This window comes from Methylomonas sp. MS20 (genome assembly GCF_050275925.1).
Taxonomy (GTDB): domain Bacteria; phylum Pseudomonadota; class Gammaproteobacteria; order Methylococcales; family Methylomonadaceae; genus Methylomonas; species Methylomonas koyamae_A.
In genome coordinates this window covers 486553-503200 of the sequence record NZ_CP189962.1, presented here as the reverse complement: position 1 = coordinate 503200, position 16648 = coordinate 486553, and the positions used below count along the sequence as shown (strand labels likewise).

The window sequence follows — 16648 nt, the reverse complement described above, 5'->3', positions numbered from 1 at the left end:
CGCTAATGGGCTTTCATCCGATAAAGCGTAAGGCCGATATGAGCCTGTTTGGCGAAGTGCTTGGCGGCGGTAAAATCTTCGCCGGATAAGGGTAGTCCATTAATCGAACGGTCGCAATAAATCAAGCCTATGGCTTTGTTTTCGGCATGGACCGGAAAAACAAAGCACGGATGGCGACCGATACGCTCGACGATTTGCGCCGTGTACAAGGTGGGCTGTTGATCCGGATACTGCCAGACGCCTTCGGATTGATTCAGCGCGCCGAACAGCAAATTGGCCTGGGCTTCGCTGTTGTGCACTTGGATTTTCTCGCCACCGACCGGCTTTTGCCATCCCAGCGAAAACTTCTCCTTCAGCGTGTGCTTGTCCGGCGTCAGCAACATAAACAGCGTTCTATCCATTTCGACGCCGCGGTGTATGCCTTCCAAGACCATCTGAAACAACACGTTCAAATCAATGGCGCCGCTGATGTGGCTGCTGATGTCTTGCAAAATTTGAATTTGCAGTTGTTTCTTGTCAGGCTTGGCGTCGGCTTCTTCGTCGGCGGCCCTGGCGACCGCCAACCCGCCGCCGATAAAGCGCGACGCATCGTTGGCGCCGAACTGGCGGGCAATCTGTATCGCTTGCCGAGTGCTTTTCTCGATGCGTTCGCTAAGTTCGTCGGTGGTTTTACCGGTCATGCCGGCCAGTTTACTCAGACAATCGCGCATCGATGCCGAATCGCCGCCGGCTTTCAAGGCTTCGCAGATCTTATGCCCCATCGTTACGGCACGAATGCGCGAATCGGCCGCCTCCGGCCGGCTCATCGCCTCCTCTATCAGTCCACCTAAGTGCCAGGACTTGCCCAGGCGCTTGCCCAAATCGCGTAATGAAAAGCCCAGCACCTGCTTTTCCGCTTCACTCGACCGCAAACCGCTACGCTCGATCAATTCGTGAATTTTACGCGCCTGCGGATTATTCGAACACCAAAACGCAATGTGACCAATGTTGTGCAACAGCGCCGCGATGAACACTTCCTCCGGCGAAGTATCGCCGACGATGACCGCCAACTCCCGCGCCTGCACGGCGGCATGCAGCGCCAACGCGATTTCCCGGTTGGCGCGCTCCTTGTTGGACGACGTCAGTATCGCTTCGAAAAACGAACAGGCCAAAGTCAGTTCGCGAATCACCTCGGCGCCCAACACCACGATGGCGCGCGAGATCGTGTTCATTTTCTGCTTGGACGGGTTGTAATAAGGGCTATTGCCGACCTTGAGCAATTTCGCGGTCAAGTTGGGATCTTGCAGGATGATGGCCGCCAACTCCATCGCCCCCTTATTGCGATCGTCCAGATAAGCGTAGATATGGCTGGCGGTATTGGAAAAGATCGGCATTTCCTGGACTCGGAGCATTTCGGCCCATTCGTCCAGGGTTTTAGGCGGCGTTGGCATGTTGCCGGGCATCCGCTACAGCGCGTTGATCTTCGCGTACTGTTCCTTCAGATTCGTTAATGATGATTGCAAACCGGCCAGTTTTTCCCGTTCCTTGGCAATCACGTCGGCAGGCGCCTTGTCGACGAAGGCGGCGTTGCCTAATTTGCCTTCGATGCGCGGCAGTTCTTTTTCGATGCGCTGGATTTCTTTATCCAGTCTTGCCAGTTCGGCGTCCTTGTCGATCAAGCCGGCCATCGGGATCAGGATTTTCATATCGCCGACCAGCGCAATCGCCGATTCCGGCGCGTTATCGCCGGCGTTCAGCCAAGTGATGTTTTCCAGGCGACCCAGTTTCAGCAAATAGCTTTCCAGCTCTTTGAGGTTGGCTTGGTCGGTGACGGAGCCGTTTTGCAGCAACACGTTCAGCGGCTTGCCCGGTGCGATGTTCATTTCACCGCGGATACGGCGGATGCCGAGAATGAAGGCCATCGCCCATTGCACCTGAGTTTCGGCGGCGGCGTTAACCGCTTCGGCATCCGTTTCCGGATAGGATTGCAACATGATGGTCGCGGCGGTGACACCGGCCAACGGCGCTACGCGTTGCCAGATTTCCTCGGTGATGAACGGCATGATCGGGTGCGCCAAGCGCAACACGGTCTCCAGCACCCTGACCAGGGTCTGCCGGGTACCACGCTGCAATAGCGCATCGTCGCTTTGCAACGAGATTTTCGCCAGCTCCAGATACCAGTCGCAGTATTCGTTCCAGGTAAACTCGTAGATCGCTTGCGCGGCCAGATCGAAGCGGTAGCTGTCGATGGCATCCGTGGTTGCGGCTATCGTTTTGTTCAACCGCGACAAAATCCACAAATCCGCCTGGCTGTAGCGGCACTCGGCGCAATCGACGCCGTTATCTTGCTCTTCAGTGTTCATCAACACGTAACGCGCCGCGTTCCACAGCTTGTTGCAGAAGTTGCGGTAGCCTTCGGTGCGCTGCAAATCGAAGCGAATGTCGCGACCGGTGGATGCTAGCGAAGCGAAGGTAAAGCGCAAGGCGTCGGTGCCGTAGGACGGAATGCCGTCCGGAAATTGTTTGCGGGTGGCTTGCTCGATTTTCTTGGCCAGATGCGGTTGCATCATGCCCGACACGCGTTTTTCGACCAAGGCATCCAGTTCGATACCGTCGATGATGTCGATCGGGTCGAGTACGTTGCCCTTGGACTTGGACATCTTCTGGCCTTCGGCATCGCGCACCAGACCGTGGATGTAGACTTCCTTGAACGGTACGTCGCCCATGAACTTCAGACCCATCATAATCATCCGCGCCACCCAGAAGAAGATGATGTCAAAACCGGTCACCAACACGCTGGTCGGATAATGGGCGGCCAGCTCAGGGGTTTTGTCCGGCCAGCCCAGCGTCGAGAACGGCCACAACGCGGACGAGAACCAGGTATCCAGCACGTCTTCGTCTTGGAACAGCGGGTAATCGGCGGCCAAACCGTGCTTGGCGCGAATTTCGGCTTCGTTATGGCCGACGTATGTATTGCCCTTATCGTCGTACCAGGCCGGAATGCGGTGGCCCCACCAGATTTGCCGGGAGATACACCAATCCTGGATATTGCGCATCCACTCGAAATAAGTGTTTTTCCAATTGTCCGGCACGAATTTGATCGCGCCGGTTTCGACGGCTTCGATGGCCGGCTTGGCTAATGGTGCGATTTTGACGTACCACTGATTGGTCAAAAACGGTTCGATCACCGCGCCGGTGCGGTCGCCGCGCGGCACCATCAACTTATGATCGGCGATTTTTTCCAGCAGACCTTGGGCGTCCAGATCGGCCACGATGCGTTTGCGGGCTTCGAAGCGGTCCAGGCCGACGTAAGCTTCCGGAAGGATTGCAAAACCATCATCGTTGGCTCTGATCGCCGCGTCGACGGTGAAGATGTTGATCAAGCCGCCGTGCGGCTGATCGGCGATGACGGTCATCTGCTTGTGCCGCGACCAAACTTCGTAGTCGTTGAAGTCGTGGGCCGGGGTAATCTTGACGCAACCGGTACCGAATTCGGGATCGACATAATCGTCGGCGATGATCGGGATCAAGCGGCCGGTCAGCGGCAGTTCCACCAACTCGCCGATCAAATGTTTGTAACGCTCGTCGTCCGGATGCACCGCCACCGCCGCATCGCCGAGCAGGGTTTCCGGGCGCGTGGTCGCTACGATCAAATAACCGGTGCCGTTGGACAGCGGATAGCGCATGTGCCACATTGAGCCGGCTTCTTCCTCGGACAATACTTCCAGATCGGAAACGGCGGTGTGCAACACCGGATCCCAGTTCACCAGACGCTTACCGCGATAGATCAAACCCTCTTCGTACAATTTGATGAACACTTCCTGCACTGCGGCCGACATGCCGTCGTCCATCGTGAAGCGTTCTTTTTCCCAATCCAGCGACGAACCCATGCGCCGCAATTGGCGGGTAATGGTGCCGCCGGATTGTTCCTTCCATTCCCAGACTTTTTCGATGAAGGCGTCGCGACCGTAATCGTGGCGGGTCTTGCCGTCGGCGTTAATGATGCGCTCCACCACCATTTGCGTGGCGATGCCGGCGTGATCGGTGCCGGGTTGCCACAAGGCGTTGTGTCCCTTCATCCGATGATAGCGGGTCAAGGCATCCATAATGGTGTCTTGAAACGCATGCCCCATGTGCAAGCTGCCGGTGACGTTGGGCGGCGGAATCATGATGCAATACGATGCGCCTTCGCGCTTGGCGGCAAAATAGCCGCTGTCTTCCCAATGTTGGTACCAGCGTTGTTCGATCGCGTGCGGGGAATAGGTTTTGTCCATGAGGTGTGTCGGATCAGCTTGCATTGAAAACAGAAGGAGTATTTTAACCGTAAAACACGTTACGAGTCGGCTCTCGGAGCGATACAGACGGATCGGTTTCGAATATCCGCCGCGCCGGCAAAACCCCATCCGCGTAAGCGTGTCCTGCAAACCGGTTTCTTGGTCGTAATACTTGCCTTGGATACGTAGCGGGTTGTCGATGGCTTCGACGGCTGCCAGGGGTTGCCGTAGGCGTGGTAGCGGGCGGACCAGACGATGTGGCCTTGGTTGTTGGTCAGTTCCCTAGGCGTGCCGAGATGGTCCAGGTGGTAGCGGTAGGTGCTGCCGCTGGCTTGGGTGTTGTCTTTTTCGTGCAGCGCCAAGGGCCGGAAGCAGCCGGGTTCGAATAAATAGGTACGACTGCGCTGGCTATCGGTTTCCGCCAGCAGGCGCGAGCCGTCGTATTGAAACCGGGTTTCGCCTTGCGCGGTGTGTTTGGCGATGCGCCGGCCCAGGGCGTCGTAGCGGTACCGGGCGGTCCCTTGCGGGGTTTCCGCGCAGATCAGGCGATTGTCGCTGTCGTATTGGTAGCGGGTGACGATTTGGCCGGCCTTGCCGCGCTTTTCTTCGATCAGGTTGCCGGCCCAGCGAGGACGAAACTTTCTGATTCAGGACTTTGCAGCGAATCAGTACACTTCCAGGCCTGCGATTACGCTGACGCTAACACTTTCTATTCGGGCTATTCCGATTTAGGGATGCGGCGCCATTTCCAATATACCCTGCAAGACTTCATTTATACCAGAGCTATCCTCACTATATTTGTCAAAAATACTCACCAATCCACTTCGCAGGTTTTCGACAATATAAGAAAACTCATCATAAGAGCTATCGAATTTTTTATAAGGAATATGTAATACAAAATCAACACGCCTATATCGATTAAAAAATGTAGGCCCCATGACTAAAGGCTTATCTTTTTCACGCGTTGCCGAAATAACAATGCCAAGCTCAAAATCTTGTCCTTTGAATTTTTCCTTAAAAGAAGTTATTTCCTTACCCAAGGAGTTTAATCCTTTACGCAACTCTTTCATAAGAAAACTAGGAATTTTATAACTGACATCAACTTCCGGATAAACTTGACATGTAGATATATTCATTGCTTCAACAATCCTTAGTTTTTGTCGGCTTAAAGCTTTTCTTATTACCTTCCGGTATATTACCAGTCTGATCAAAATACTCTTGTAATTTCTTAGTCTCCACGGCCTTTGCCTCTTTTGTCGTAGACATACCTTTATCAATAACTCTACCAACCACCTCAGAATCGGGGTTTTGTTTTCCCAATTTTACAACTTGCTGATGCAACCTAGTAGGGAGGCCGGAGCTTTGCGTTACCCTACTCAAGTCAGCTTTCCCATATTTGTAAAGCACATCATCAATCTGAATTTCATAAACTCCAAAATTTCCCGTTGCCGAGTTGGTGTTTAAATTAACTAGGCCTAAAGGATCAACCCAATTCAAAGGATTAGGCGCATACCGGTAAACGTTAGTGCCACCCTCCAACCCAATCGGATCCTGATGAATAAACCTTCCAGCATTCGGATCGTAATACCGGTTCAGGTTGTAATGCAAACCGGTTTCGGCGTCGTAGTACTGGCCTTGAAAGCGTAGCGGATTGTCGATTTCCTCAATATCTGCCAGGGCTAGGTTGCCGTAGGCGCGGTAGCGGGCAGACCAGACGATGTGGCCTTGACCGTCGGTCAACTCCCTAGGGGTGCCGAGATGATCCAGGTGGTAGTGGTAGGTGGTGCCGCTGGCTTGGGTGTTGTCCTGTTCGTGCAGCAACAAGGGCCGGAAGCTGCCGGGTTCGAATAGGTAGATACGGCTGCGCTGGCTATCGGTTTCTGCGAGCAGGCGCGGGCCGTCGTATTGAAAACGGGTTTCGCCTTGCGCGGTGTGTTTGGCAATGCGCCGGCCCAGGGCGTCGTAGCGGTATTGGGCGGCGCCTTGCGGGGTTTCGGCGCGGATCAGGCGGTTGTCGCTATCGTACTGGTAGCGGGTGACGATTTGGCCGGCCTTGCCGCGTTTTTCTTCGATCAGGTTGCCGGCGGCGTCGTAGCTGTAGTGCCGGTCGCCCATCATCAGCAAGCGGTCGCCTTCGATTCGGCCGCCTTCCGCACTGGCGCCCAGCAGGTTGCCGGCCGGATCGTGGACGAAGCTTTCCGGGCTAAGGCCTTCGCTGCGGATCAGCCGGGCGGCGGGATCGTAGTGGTATTGGCTGCGGCCCTGGCGCAGGTCGTCCAGTTCGCGGAGCTTACCGGCCGCATCGTAGTTGTACTGGCGACCGATGAGCACCGCTTGGCCTTTGAGCGCGGCGCGTTGCTGCAACAAGCGGCCCAGCGGATCGTAGTCGTAGTCGGTGTTGAGTTGGCCTTGGCTACGGCCGATTTCCCGGCCCAGTTCGTCGTAGCGGTGGCTGGTGAGGGTTTGGCCGTCGAATTCGATGCTGTCCAGGTAACGCTCGCCGAAACGGTAGTCGATGCGATGCCGGTCCGGTGTTTCGGTGTGGATGCGCCGGCCCAGCAAGTCGTATTTGTGGCGGACGATGGCGCCGTTCTGGTTTTCCTGGTTGATCTGGCCCAGGGCGTTGTAACCCAACAGCACTAGGCTGTCGGCATTTTTGGCTAGTTGCAAGCGGCCCAGCGGATCGTAGCCGTATTGGCTCAGGCTGCCGTCGGCGGCACGCTTTTTTAGCAGCCGACCGAGACGGTCGCGTTCGAAGCGGGTGACGCTCCAATCGCCGTCGGCGCCGGGTTGCAGGTAGGCTTCCAGCGCACCGGCGGCGTTGTAGCGGTAACGCTGGATACGGCCGTCGAAGCCGATTTCTTCGATGAGGTTTTCGTCGCGGTCGTAGTTGAGGCTGTAGGTTTCGCCTTTCGGGTTGATCAGGCCGATCAGATTGCGTTCGCTGTCGTAGCGATAACGCATTTCATGACCCAGCGGATCGATGCGGGCGGTGGGCTGGGACAGGCCGTCGTCGTAGCGATATTCAGTGGTGTTGCCCAGGCCGTCGATGTAATGGGTCAACAAGCCGGCAGCGTTGTAGCGCAATTGCACAGTGCTGCCGTCCGCGTGTTGCACGGCCGTGACCCGACCTGCGGCATCGTAGCCGTAACGCGTGGTGCGTTTGTCCTGATCGACGATGGCGACGATACGATCGTCATCGTCGTATTGGTAGCGGGTCTTGATGCCGTCGAAGCCGATCTCGCCGACCAGGCGCAACTGTTCGTCCCACAACAGCGAGCGCGTCCGGCCCAGCGCATCGGTGATGCGTACCGGCACGCCTTGGGCATTGTATTGGTATTGGGTGATCGCGCCGTTGGCGGCAACGATTTCTTCCAGTCGGCCGCTGGCGTCGTAGCGGCGTAGCCAACGCTGATCCAAGGCATCGATCAGTTCGACCGGATTGCCTTGTTTGTCGTATTTGACGCGCTGGCTAAAACCCAGCGCATCGGAGACGCCGATCAAGCGGCCTTCCTTATCGTAGCTAAACCGGGTGATACCGCCGTCCGGCGCCACGGTTTGCGCCAGTTGGTTATCGACATTGTAACTGTGGCGGGTTTCGCGGCCTTCCGAGCTACGTTCCAGCAGCAACAAACCTTGCGGATCGTGCCGATACACCGCGACGCCGCCGCGCGAGTCGATGGCATGACTGACGCCGTCCGGCAACCATTCGAAGCGGTAATCGTAAACGCCGTTATCGCCCCAGTTGTGCAGACATTTGCCTTGCGGCGTGTCTTGATCCCATTCGAAATAAAAGTTAAAGCCGCTAGCCAGAGTACGGCGGGCGATGACATGATTGCGATAGGCGTAGGTTTCGCCTTGCTCGAGCCGGTCGCGAGCACCGATTAAATCGCCTGCGTCGCTATACCGATAGCTCACCAACGGCTCGCCGGCCGCTTCGAATCCGCTTCCGACACGTTTGCCGGGACGAATCGCGACGATGCGCCGGCCTTGGCGCTCGAACAGTAAATGTTTGTTCCAGCTAGAGGAGATGCGCTCGACATCACCGTTGGCGTCGCGATGAAAATACAGGCTTTGGCCTTGGCTGTTGTGCCAGGCCCGCAGAGGGCAACGGCCAGACCGACCGGTGAAGGTTTTCGCCAATCCGCTTTGCTCGACCAGGCGAAAATGATCATTTTCCCGGTACAAGCGCAATTGTTCCGGCAGATTGATGCTGTAGCCACCCACCGCTGGCAGCGGCAAATCGATGCGTTGGCCGTCGGCATTGCAAAAGGTTGCGCGTTGGCCGATTTCCAGCCATTCGTCCAGCGGCGTCAGCCAACCGTAACCCAGTTGCCGGTCGATGTCGGACTGGCCGCTACGGTAAAACCGTCGCCAGTCGAGAGGTAGCGGACCTTCCCAGGTAAAGTCGACCTTTTCCAGCATTTCCTCGCCGGTGACCATGCTAATCGGGCAACCTTCTTTCTTGCATAAATTGCTCGGAGTATTGGCCGTCTGATTAGATGTCGGCGGTCCTGAATTCGCATCGGCCGGTGGCGCTGGGCTTCGGCTCTTCGCGTTGCCGGTACCGCCCGATCCGCGTGCGGCTTCCGAGGGCGTGACGGCGTTGCCGGGCGACTCGGACGCCGACACCCTCGCCTGGGCCTTGCGTCCTTTCATGGCCCGCACCTTCGCCAACAGCGCAAAGAACGCCGCGACGCCGATTACCGCGATCACGCTCGCGAGATGGCGGGCGGCTTCGTCGAGTTCGCGGTCGCTGCCGGCGTCTATCGTCAACGTCAAGAAGTCGCCAATATCGGCCGCCACGTCGAATACCGCCATTCCCAGGAAAAACGCGCCGCCGATCAGCATCACGACATCGACCACCTCGCCGACGCCAAACGCATGGGAGCCCGCCCAAACCACCAATACACCGGCGGTAATCCCCAAATTTTGCGGGCTGATCATCGCCTCGAATTCGCCGCGCACACCGGCCGGCAACAACGGCAAGGTGCGGCGCAGTACCTCGGCAAATTTATCGGCCAGCGGCCAGTCCGCGACGCCGGGCTTGACCGGCACCGCCGATACGGCCGTCACGTTGCCGGGAGCAACCGGCTTGGGCGCCGCCAACGCCGCGCCTTGAACCGATTCGCCCTTGAACAAATAAAACCAGGTGTCGATGCCGACAATGCCGTCGGCGGTCAGGCCAACGCCGGTTTGAAATTGCCGCACGGCTTGCAGCGTGGCCAAATTAAAAATGCCATCGTCCAACTGCGGACTGGGCTTCAGACAGGCATTAAGTAATCGTTGCAGGCGGCGAACGTCGTCGCCTTGCTGGCCCTGCTTGAGCGTCGGTGGCGCGGATTTCGCGACGCGGACGCGGGGAGACTTAAGGCTAGCGCCGGGTTTGGCCGACTTGACGCCGACCGGTAATGGCCGCGGCGACAAGTCGCGAGTCGTGGTACCGTCGTTCAAATTGCGGAGCCTGAGTTCCGCGCCGGTTGGTCGGGGATCGCGAGAGCTAGTCACGGTCGAAGCTCCCGGCTTGTCGAGCGAAACACGACAGAGCCTGGATGGGATCGAATTTCAACATTGAGGGATTTTGGCGGTCCGTTACCGATGTATGCATTGCGGGTATTCCTTCTCGCCCGAGCGGTAATATAAAAGTCAGAGGAGCCGCTACCGAATCCAGGGTCGGAGCCCTGTCAATCGCGGCTAAAGCCGCTCCCACTCCACTGGCTTTCATGTTCCGGGACGATGCCGTATTTTCATGATCGTGAGTATGAATTGGCGCAACCATTTCCGAACGGAACCGAACAAGGTTGCCGGCGACCGCCTCAGTTGATCATCACCATACCGCCCTTGACCGTCATCATGCCGTCGCCACTGACCGTCGTCATCGGGCTTTTCAGTTCGGCCTGCGCATCGGCTTCAATCTTAACCATCACACCCTTGATCGTCACGCCGCTCTGATCGATTTTGACGCTGTTAGAGCCGACCACGAGTTCGATGCCTTGCGCGGCTTCGTTCGAAATACTACCGCCATCCAATTTCACCGTCAGATTGCCCGTGCCCAGCGATACGGTCCGGTTTCCCGAACTAATCGTCAGATCATCGTTACCTTGATCGAGCTTGACGGTTCGATTGCCGGTGCTGATGGTCAAATTATCGTTACCTTGCTTGACCTCGACCACGCGGTTGCCGGTTTTGATCGTCAGCGTATCGTTGCCTTGATCCAGCGTGACGGTGCGGTGATTGTAGATGTCTATCGTCTGGTCGCCGGCGTCTGTCTTTTCGAAGCCGATTTTTTGGACATCGTTGTTCTCGACGATGCGGGTACAATTCTTCTCGGCGTGGACGTAAAGTTCTTCTTCGTCTTTCTTGTCCTCGAAGCGGATTTCGTTAAAGTTTTGGTCGGAGCCTCCCGGCGTGCTGCGCGTTTTGATGCCGCTCTGCGTCTTGTTGGCATCCAGAGCGTAGGGCGGCATATTTTCGTTGTTATACACCCGGCCGGTAATGATCGGCGCGTCCGGATTGCCTTCCAGAAAATCGACGATCACTTCCTGACCAACCCGCGGAATGAATATTCCACCCCAGTTCTTACCGGCCCAGATTTGCGCGACCCTAACCCAGCAAGAGCTGTTTTCGTTCCTGACACCCAATCTATCCCAATAAAACTGGATTTTGACCCGACCATACGAGTCGGTCAGGATTTCGTCTCCGTCCGCGCCGACCACCACGGCGGTCTGCACGCCCTGTACCACGGGGACTCTGGTCATCCTGGGCGGACGGTACACGTAGCTGGTCGGGATCAAGGTGTACGTGCATTGAAACTCTTCGGGATCGCCACCGCCGCCCGCGCCGAAATCGTTGTTCTGAATCTGAAATTGCGTGGCCAAAACCAGATATTCGCGGTTTTGATCGTCGCGCGGGAATTGCGACAAGGTAAAGGTCAAGCCGGTCGCCAAATTTCGCACATTACCCCTAGCGACGATTTGTTCATGTTCGGCGCGGACTTCTTCCATCCGCAATTTGGAATAGCGCTCGCCGGCCGATCCCACGGCAAATTCGCCAGGGTAATCGTAAACCTCCTTGTCCGCGCCGGCATGCGTCCCCGCGATGGTGGTCGAGTTTTTTAAATCGGCGGAGGGGGTCTCGAAGTTGTAGTCGTTCAACGAGTACTTGCCGGTTTGGATTTGCCGGCTAATGCTCCATTCGAACATGTGTTCCTCGTCGCGCCCCCCTTGATTCGCCAGCGGGTAGTATTTGACGGTCGCGCTAACCGGCCTGGGCAAGTGGGCGAGCATGTTGTCGCATAACACCAGGGTATGGCCGGCGACGCTATGCCGGTGGTAGTAATAGATACCCTCTTCTTCCAGAAGTCGGCTGATGAAATTGAAATCGGTCTCCCGATATTGCACGCAAAATTCGCGCGGCTGATAGGTCTCCTGCAAATCCAGGATTACATCGGTGACTTGGTGCTGGGCCAAGACTTTCTTGACAATCTCCGGCACCGTGGTCGGCGCGGCTTCGCTGGCACCGCTATCGGCGTCGATGGCCGGCGATAACACCCGACAATTGGCGGCCCGCGTCAGCAACCATAGCTTGGGATGCACGGTGGCTCGGTAGTAATACAAATCGCCTATCATGCCGAACTGATTTACCCGGGTAACGATACCGTTGAAGATCCGGCTGGCATTGTCTTCCAGCGCCAGTTCGACCGTCACTCCGGTACCGAGTAAGGCCTGAGAATCCAGAGTTTCGCTTTCGCTCAGTAATTCCAGCTCGTATTCGAACAACCGGCTGACCGGTTCGGTGCCGGTCATCCGGTAAAGCACGAAGGCTCCTTCGCCGAGCGCGGTAGTCACCTTTGCGGCACGTTGAGATTGTATGAGAGCCATGTTGAAATCCTAAAACTAACGCTGTTTTAATGGTTGGAGCGCGAATCAACCGCCAATCAATACCGTTGGGCAGCCCAGGATGATCGTTCCGCCGTGAGCGCAACTATCGCCCATCCGGGCGGCCGGCATGTTGGCAATCATCACTGTCGCCGAGCCCTTGACGATGGTATCGGGCGGACCGACGCAGACGGCCATGTCGGTCGCGCGCGCCGCCGGCATCTTGCCGATCAACACGGTAGGCGCGCCCGGCGGCAATATCGGACCGCCGACGTGCGGCACCGGACCGGTAAACATCGGGCAAACATGCATATCGGTGATGCGCGCGGCGGGCTGACCCATGGTTTTACTCCTGATTAAGTCGGTTGCCAAATGCGGCCGTTGCCGCCGTTGGCGATGTCGATGCCTTGTTCCAGGAAAAACCGGTATTTCTCCTGGGCCTTCTCCGGATAAGTGAGCACCGCCGCCAGCATCACCGCTCCGGCGACGGCCTTGGCGGTCAAGTTGTCGGCGGGCGGAACCGACGGCGCGTCTTCCGGCGCCATGCTGCCGTCGCTCCAGAACGCGGCCATCGCCGCCCAAGCCGCCGGATTCTCGAACGACGCGCTGTGAGCGGCCGCGTTCGCGTTGCGCCGGTTGGGCTCGGTCGGTTTGTAAACCCAAAGCTCGGCGGCCTCCAGAGCCTTTACGACTTCAGGCGGCGTTTTGTCGTCAATCGAGCTACGCGCGCAGACACAGGCCCACCAGGCCGCCTCGCGCTTGGGTAAGGCCCGGGCCAGAAAACGTACGGCGTCCGGAAATAATTTCAGTTCGATCAAAGCCAACAAAAACGCCACCGGCGTCGTGTCGGCCGCCAGGCATTGCATCGCCGCCGGGTCGAGCTGAATATCCTGGCAGATTTGCACCGCCTTGGGTATCGTCACTTTTTGTAAAGTAACCGCACCTGTCATGTTGTCTCCTGTCGCCGACGTCGATCTAATCCGATGGCGAATGATTGCAAAAAGTCATCCCAGCAAGTGAAATCAAAACGTGCTTGGCATTTCTCGAGCCACTCCGGATACGCTTGGCGGGCGCCGAACATTACAGCGCTTCGAAAGGATCGATATTCGCCCAATCGGTCTGCAAAACCGCCTGCCAGCAATTGGTTTTGCCGTGAGCGCCGCCGCCGGTGGCATTGGGCAAATCGACCACCATGCCGACATGATCGCCGGCCAGACCTTCGATGCTGACTAGATCGCCGGCGATCCGAAAATTGACGCCGGGGCAATCGGACGCACTTTTCGATTGCCAAGTCCGAATCATCATTTGCGGTTTTAGAATATTCACGTGCGCGGCCTTAATCACTTGCGCCATCGCCGGCGCATTGAACGTCACGAACGGCACGCCTTCCCAAACGCCAACCACTTGCGCCAAACCGCCGCCCAACGAATGGCCGGTTAACGACAACCGCCGGCCGTTGGCGATTTGCTTGGCGGCCTTCAGCATCTGCCGCGCCGACGAACATTGGTTGGGCAGGATGCGCAAACCGATTCTCAGATCCGCCCCAATATCGGAGAATAGTTTTCCTTTTTGCCCCGGATTCGTGCCGCAGCAACCAACCACGACGTCGGTGCTATTGCACCATATGCCGCCTTGAAAACCATCGCCGTACCAAGTCCCCGATTCCCATTTCTGCACCTGCCAATCGTCCACCATATGACCGGGAGGTTCGGCGTAATATTGGTTGGCGCTTTTGTAATAAGCGGCGATGGCGATTTTTGCGTAGTCTAGACAGGTGGCCATATATTTTCTTCAGTCGATTGTATATGTGGGAAAAATGGAAACGTAACCTTCCAATCATCGAACAAGCAAACAACGGTGTTTCGTCGCCTTTCCATCCGTTCAAAATTCAATTTGCCCAGCAACGAACTACATTTTCCGTAGTCGATTCAGCCAATTCTCACTACGTTCGAAAAGCCTACCCCAACTCCTGGCAGGCCAGATAATAAACGCGGGCAACCTTCGCCGTCTTAGCTTGATTTAATACATCCTTTAGCGTGGTAACCTGCACGCCAATTTGAAATGCCCAAAACGGCTGCCGGTTACCAACTTCAAACAATCCGCACGCGTAGTCGCCGTTTGCATCAAGCCACCCTTGGTAATCCGAAGCGTCGTGGGGACCACTAAGACCGTAATTGATGATCGACGTCGGCCATTTTTTACCTTTATGCCTAAGAGCATAAGCGGCCGCTTCCTGATTGCCGGTCAGTTTAGTCCAAAGATCCCAACCATCGGCCATCGAAAGATTCTGGTCTTGCTCGGTATAAGTCACCAACTCGACACCCATGGGTATAGCGCAATTCTCGTAAGATTGTCTCGTGGTAAGCGCTAATTTGTTCCCTGACTTAACGTCGCTGTAACCGTGACAAGAAATAATCCAATTAGCCATCTAACTGCTCCGAATATATAATTTTTAAAACACGCACCATATTAAAGAAACAAGAAATCCATTTAACGCTACCCCACCTCAATTGAGTCACTCAGTCTGAACCCAGAAATAACACAACAATCGTAATTTACGCCCCCACCGAAAACACCCGAGTCGTGGAACCATTTGTCTAACTCCGCAAGGACAAACCCAAAACATCGACAAATCTAGCCCAGAGATTGGGTTGTCGTCCTAACGTTCAAATTACTCTTCAAATAAACCCTATACACGGCTTCAAAATCCCAAGGCTTTATTTCTTTAATAGAGTCGTATCCCGAGCCCCAAGTATAATACTTACCTCTTCCGCCATAAATCCAATGCCCCAATCCGCCATAACTGGTATTGCCTTTTGCTAAAGGACTCTTGACACCGATAATACCGGTTGCCGTCTGACTACTCGTTGATTCCCAAGCGGCGTCCACGCCATACATGCTATTTAAAAAGTGCGTCACGGCTTCCGGCGGCAGCGGAAGATTAATTTCCAATTTCGCTAAATTCTCTTCGGTGACTTGAGATTTGTCACCAGACAAAACCTTCAGGATTTCTCCCCTGGTTTTTTGATAGTCCCACACCAACTTAGTCCCATTCGGCATACCGAAATCGCCGGCAAACGCGATGATACTCTGCTTAATTGGGTCACCCGTTTGCTCGATTTTTTCCAACCATTTGCTGATGGCAATCAATACCGTATGAAATTGCGTATGATTGATTAGTTCACGTCTCCTCGGGCCGGCTCTAAAATCAAACAGCAACATCATGCAAGCATTGATTCCACAAATACCCCAATTATTATTGGTAGCCCCTAAACCGGAAAGCGTGTTAAGTACCAACGTTTTGCTCATTTGCATGAACAGACTCCCATATATATCTTTCGACCAAGAAAGAGGATAATTTTAAAAAGACTTAGCACAGTGACATGTCCCTCAGTATCCTACTGCGTAGGCGCCGAAATCATTTAACAAAAGCACTACACCTTTAAAACCAAGCGCCTAAGGAACTTCTGATTAATTCAGTTTTTCAAGACAAACTGATGCTTAAGCCATTGATTTAATTGTTATTGAAATTTAATATTGCGAATAAATCAGAGACTACCTAAAACTCGATTTATTGAAAATATCTAAAGAAACAGCGCCCGTAGACACTCCAAAGCACTAGGCTTTTAAACTTCTCTATTAGCTTATTCGCTTAAATGCATCCGAACAGCAGCCCCCTCTGGTTTATTAGCACCAAAAAATTCGCAACCATACTCTATACCGACCACTAGCTGAATATATTTCTTTTTATTTAGTGCGATTTCAGAAAAAGGCCTCGATCGAATAATCTATTAATCAGCCCCGCCAATTTTGAAGAGCCCTTACTCAGACTATCATTAGGCTTCATCCAGATTGCTCATTAGGCCAAATCAGGATGTATTATATCTCCATTTAATTTACAAATTTTTTCAATGAATCCATACGCTATTCTAAAGGAGTGTTCTTCTAACACTTTTGCGTCCGAAGCCTCGTCGAACGGAGAATCAGTTCCTTCGTAGAACCCATTTGCCGATACACAAACCTTCCCGGAATTCCCACTTCGGTACTCAAATGATCTATTCCCATTTCTAGCAGGCACGAGATCCCAGAAAAAATATGCTTTTTGCATACCAGGAAAACCACCAACACCTCTAATCTTCCACGTCAAATGAAAACCAGCCTGAAAGCTATGCTTTTGCCTTGTCACGTTAATATGAAGCGGCTTTTGGATCTTATTTTGGCCGGTTCGCCCAAACGCCGATACTTTCTCATCATCGACCAAAAACCCCTTCCCGCCCTTAATAGGCGTTTCCAACTCATAGAAATACATATTCGCATCCGGTTTATCAACCTGCGCATTCAAATAGTATTTGGGCAACCGCCCCCAACTAAAATCGACAAAGTCACACATCATCCCCCCTAATAATCTTCAGCCCAGAAATTGAAACCTCTTGCTAGCCCGAGGCGAAACACTCCTGAATAAAACAATATTCAAGAATGGATATTTCCACTACATATTCAATTAGCCACAATTTTCAA

At 54.7% G+C, this 16648-nt stretch carries 12 protein-coding genes; all 12 read right to left on the bottom strand.

Annotated features, from left to right (window positions below):
* Window positions 1–2 precede the first annotated feature (2 nt).
* The 12 genes from ACQE3D_RS02145 to ACQE3D_RS02090 all read right to left on the bottom strand — a co-directional run bounded on the left by ACQE3D_RS02145 (window position 3) and on the right by ACQE3D_RS02090 (window position 16520).
* Window positions 3–1430, bottom strand: coding sequence for an HDOD domain-containing protein (locus ACQE3D_RS02145; protein ID WP_231883693.1), 1428 nt, complete (start codon window positions 1428–1430; stop codon window positions 3–5).
* 15 nt (window positions 1431–1445) lie between these two features.
* Window positions 1446–4253, bottom strand: a complete 2808-nt coding sequence (locus ACQE3D_RS02140) for a valine--tRNA ligase (protein ID WP_313729229.1) — start codon at window positions 4251–4253, stop codon at window positions 1446–1448.
* 59 nt (window positions 4254–4312) lie between these two features.
* Entirely contained in the window at window positions 4313–4615 is a 303-nt protein-coding gene (locus ACQE3D_RS02135; RefSeq protein WP_313729230.1) for an RHS domain-containing protein, read from the bottom strand.
* Between the two features lie 366 nt (window positions 4616–4981).
* Window positions 4982–5389: a hypothetical protein gene (locus ACQE3D_RS02130; protein ID WP_157197912.1), complete on the bottom strand. Its 408-nt coding sequence runs from the start codon at window positions 5387–5389 to the stop codon at window positions 4982–4984.
* 4 nt (window positions 5390–5393) lie between these two features.
* Window positions 5394–9761 carry an RHS repeat-associated core domain-containing protein gene (locus ACQE3D_RS02125; protein ID WP_313729231.1) on the bottom strand — a complete coding sequence of 1456 codons (4368 nt, stop codon included), beginning with the start codon at window positions 9759–9761 and terminating at the stop codon, window positions 5394–5396.
* 308 nt (window positions 9762–10069) lie between these two features.
* On the bottom strand, window positions 10070–12133 hold the full coding sequence (locus ACQE3D_RS02120) for a type VI secretion system Vgr family protein (RefSeq protein WP_313729232.1): 2064 nt from the start codon (window positions 12131–12133) through the stop codon (window positions 10070–10072).
* Between the two features lie 45 nt (window positions 12134–12178).
* On the bottom strand, window positions 12179–12472 hold the full coding sequence (locus ACQE3D_RS02115; RefSeq protein ID WP_064029979.1) for a PAAR domain-containing protein: 294 nt from the start codon (window positions 12470–12472) through the stop codon (window positions 12179–12181).
* A gap of 14 nt (window positions 12473–12486) precedes the next feature.
* On the bottom strand, window positions 12487–13080 hold the full coding sequence (locus tag ACQE3D_RS02110; RefSeq protein ID WP_064029981.1) for a DUF6931 family protein: 594 nt from the start codon (window positions 13078–13080) through the stop codon (window positions 12487–12489).
* A gap of 130 nt (window positions 13081–13210) precedes the next feature.
* Entirely contained in the window at window positions 13211–13912 is a 702-nt protein-coding gene (locus ACQE3D_RS02105) for a hypothetical protein (RefSeq protein ID WP_313729233.1), read from the bottom strand.
* A 175-nt stretch (window positions 13913–14087) separates the two neighbouring features.
* The gene (locus ACQE3D_RS02100; RefSeq protein ID WP_281022082.1) at window positions 14088–14558 is read right to left on the bottom strand and encodes a putative adhesin; all 471 of its coding nucleotides are present in this window, start codon (window positions 14556–14558) and stop codon (window positions 14088–14090) included.
* Window positions 14559–14764: 206 nt separating this feature from the next.
* Window positions 14765–15445 carry a hypothetical protein gene (locus ACQE3D_RS02095; RefSeq protein WP_313729234.1) on the bottom strand — a complete coding sequence of 227 codons (681 nt, stop codon included), beginning with the start codon at window positions 15443–15445 and terminating at the stop codon, window positions 14765–14767.
* A gap of 544 nt (window positions 15446–15989) precedes the next feature.
* Window positions 15990–16520: a hypothetical protein gene (locus ACQE3D_RS02090; RefSeq protein ID WP_313729235.1), complete on the bottom strand. Its 531-nt coding sequence runs from the start codon at window positions 16518–16520 to the stop codon at window positions 15990–15992.
* Window positions 16521–16648: the final 128 nt, after the last annotated feature.

Excerpts from the sequence above, each read along its gene's own strand:
- ACQE3D_RS02110 (WP_064029981.1), bottom strand. The coding sequence starts at position 13,080 with ATGACAGGTGCGGTTACTTTACAAAAAGTGACGATACCCAAGGCGGTG.
- ACQE3D_RS02145 (WP_231883693.1), bottom strand. The coding sequence starts at position 1,430 with ATGCCAACGCCGCCTAAAACCCTGGACGAATGGGCCGAAATGCTCCGA.
- ACQE3D_RS02095 (WP_313729234.1), bottom strand. The coding sequence starts at position 15,445 with ATGCAAATGAGCAAAACGTTGGTACTTAACACGCTTTCCGGTTTAGGG.
- ACQE3D_RS02140 (WP_313729229.1), bottom strand. The coding sequence starts at position 4,253 with ATGGACAAAACCTATTCCCCGCACGCGATCGAACAACGCTGGTACCAA.
- ACQE3D_RS02120 (WP_313729232.1), bottom strand. The coding sequence starts at position 12,133 with ATGGCTCTCATACAATCTCAACGTGCCGCAAAGGTGACTACCGCGCTC.
- ACQE3D_RS02105 (WP_313729233.1), bottom strand. The coding sequence starts at position 13,912 with ATGGCCACCTGTCTAGACTACGCAAAAATCGCCATCGCCGCTTATTAC.
- ACQE3D_RS02090 (WP_313729235.1), bottom strand. The coding sequence starts at position 16,520 with ATGTGTGACTTTGTCGATTTTAGTTGGGGGCGGTTGCCCAAATACTAT.
- ACQE3D_RS02100 (WP_281022082.1), bottom strand. The coding sequence starts at position 14,558 with ATGGCTAATTGGATTATTTCTTGTCACGGTTACAGCGACGTTAAGTCA.
- ACQE3D_RS02115 (WP_064029979.1), bottom strand. The coding sequence starts at position 12,472 with ATGGGTCAGCCCGCCGCGCGCATCACCGATATGCATGTTTGCCCGATG.
- ACQE3D_RS02130 (WP_157197912.1), bottom strand. The coding sequence starts at position 5,389 with ATGAATATATCTACATGTCAAGTTTATCCGGAAGTTGATGTCAGTTAT.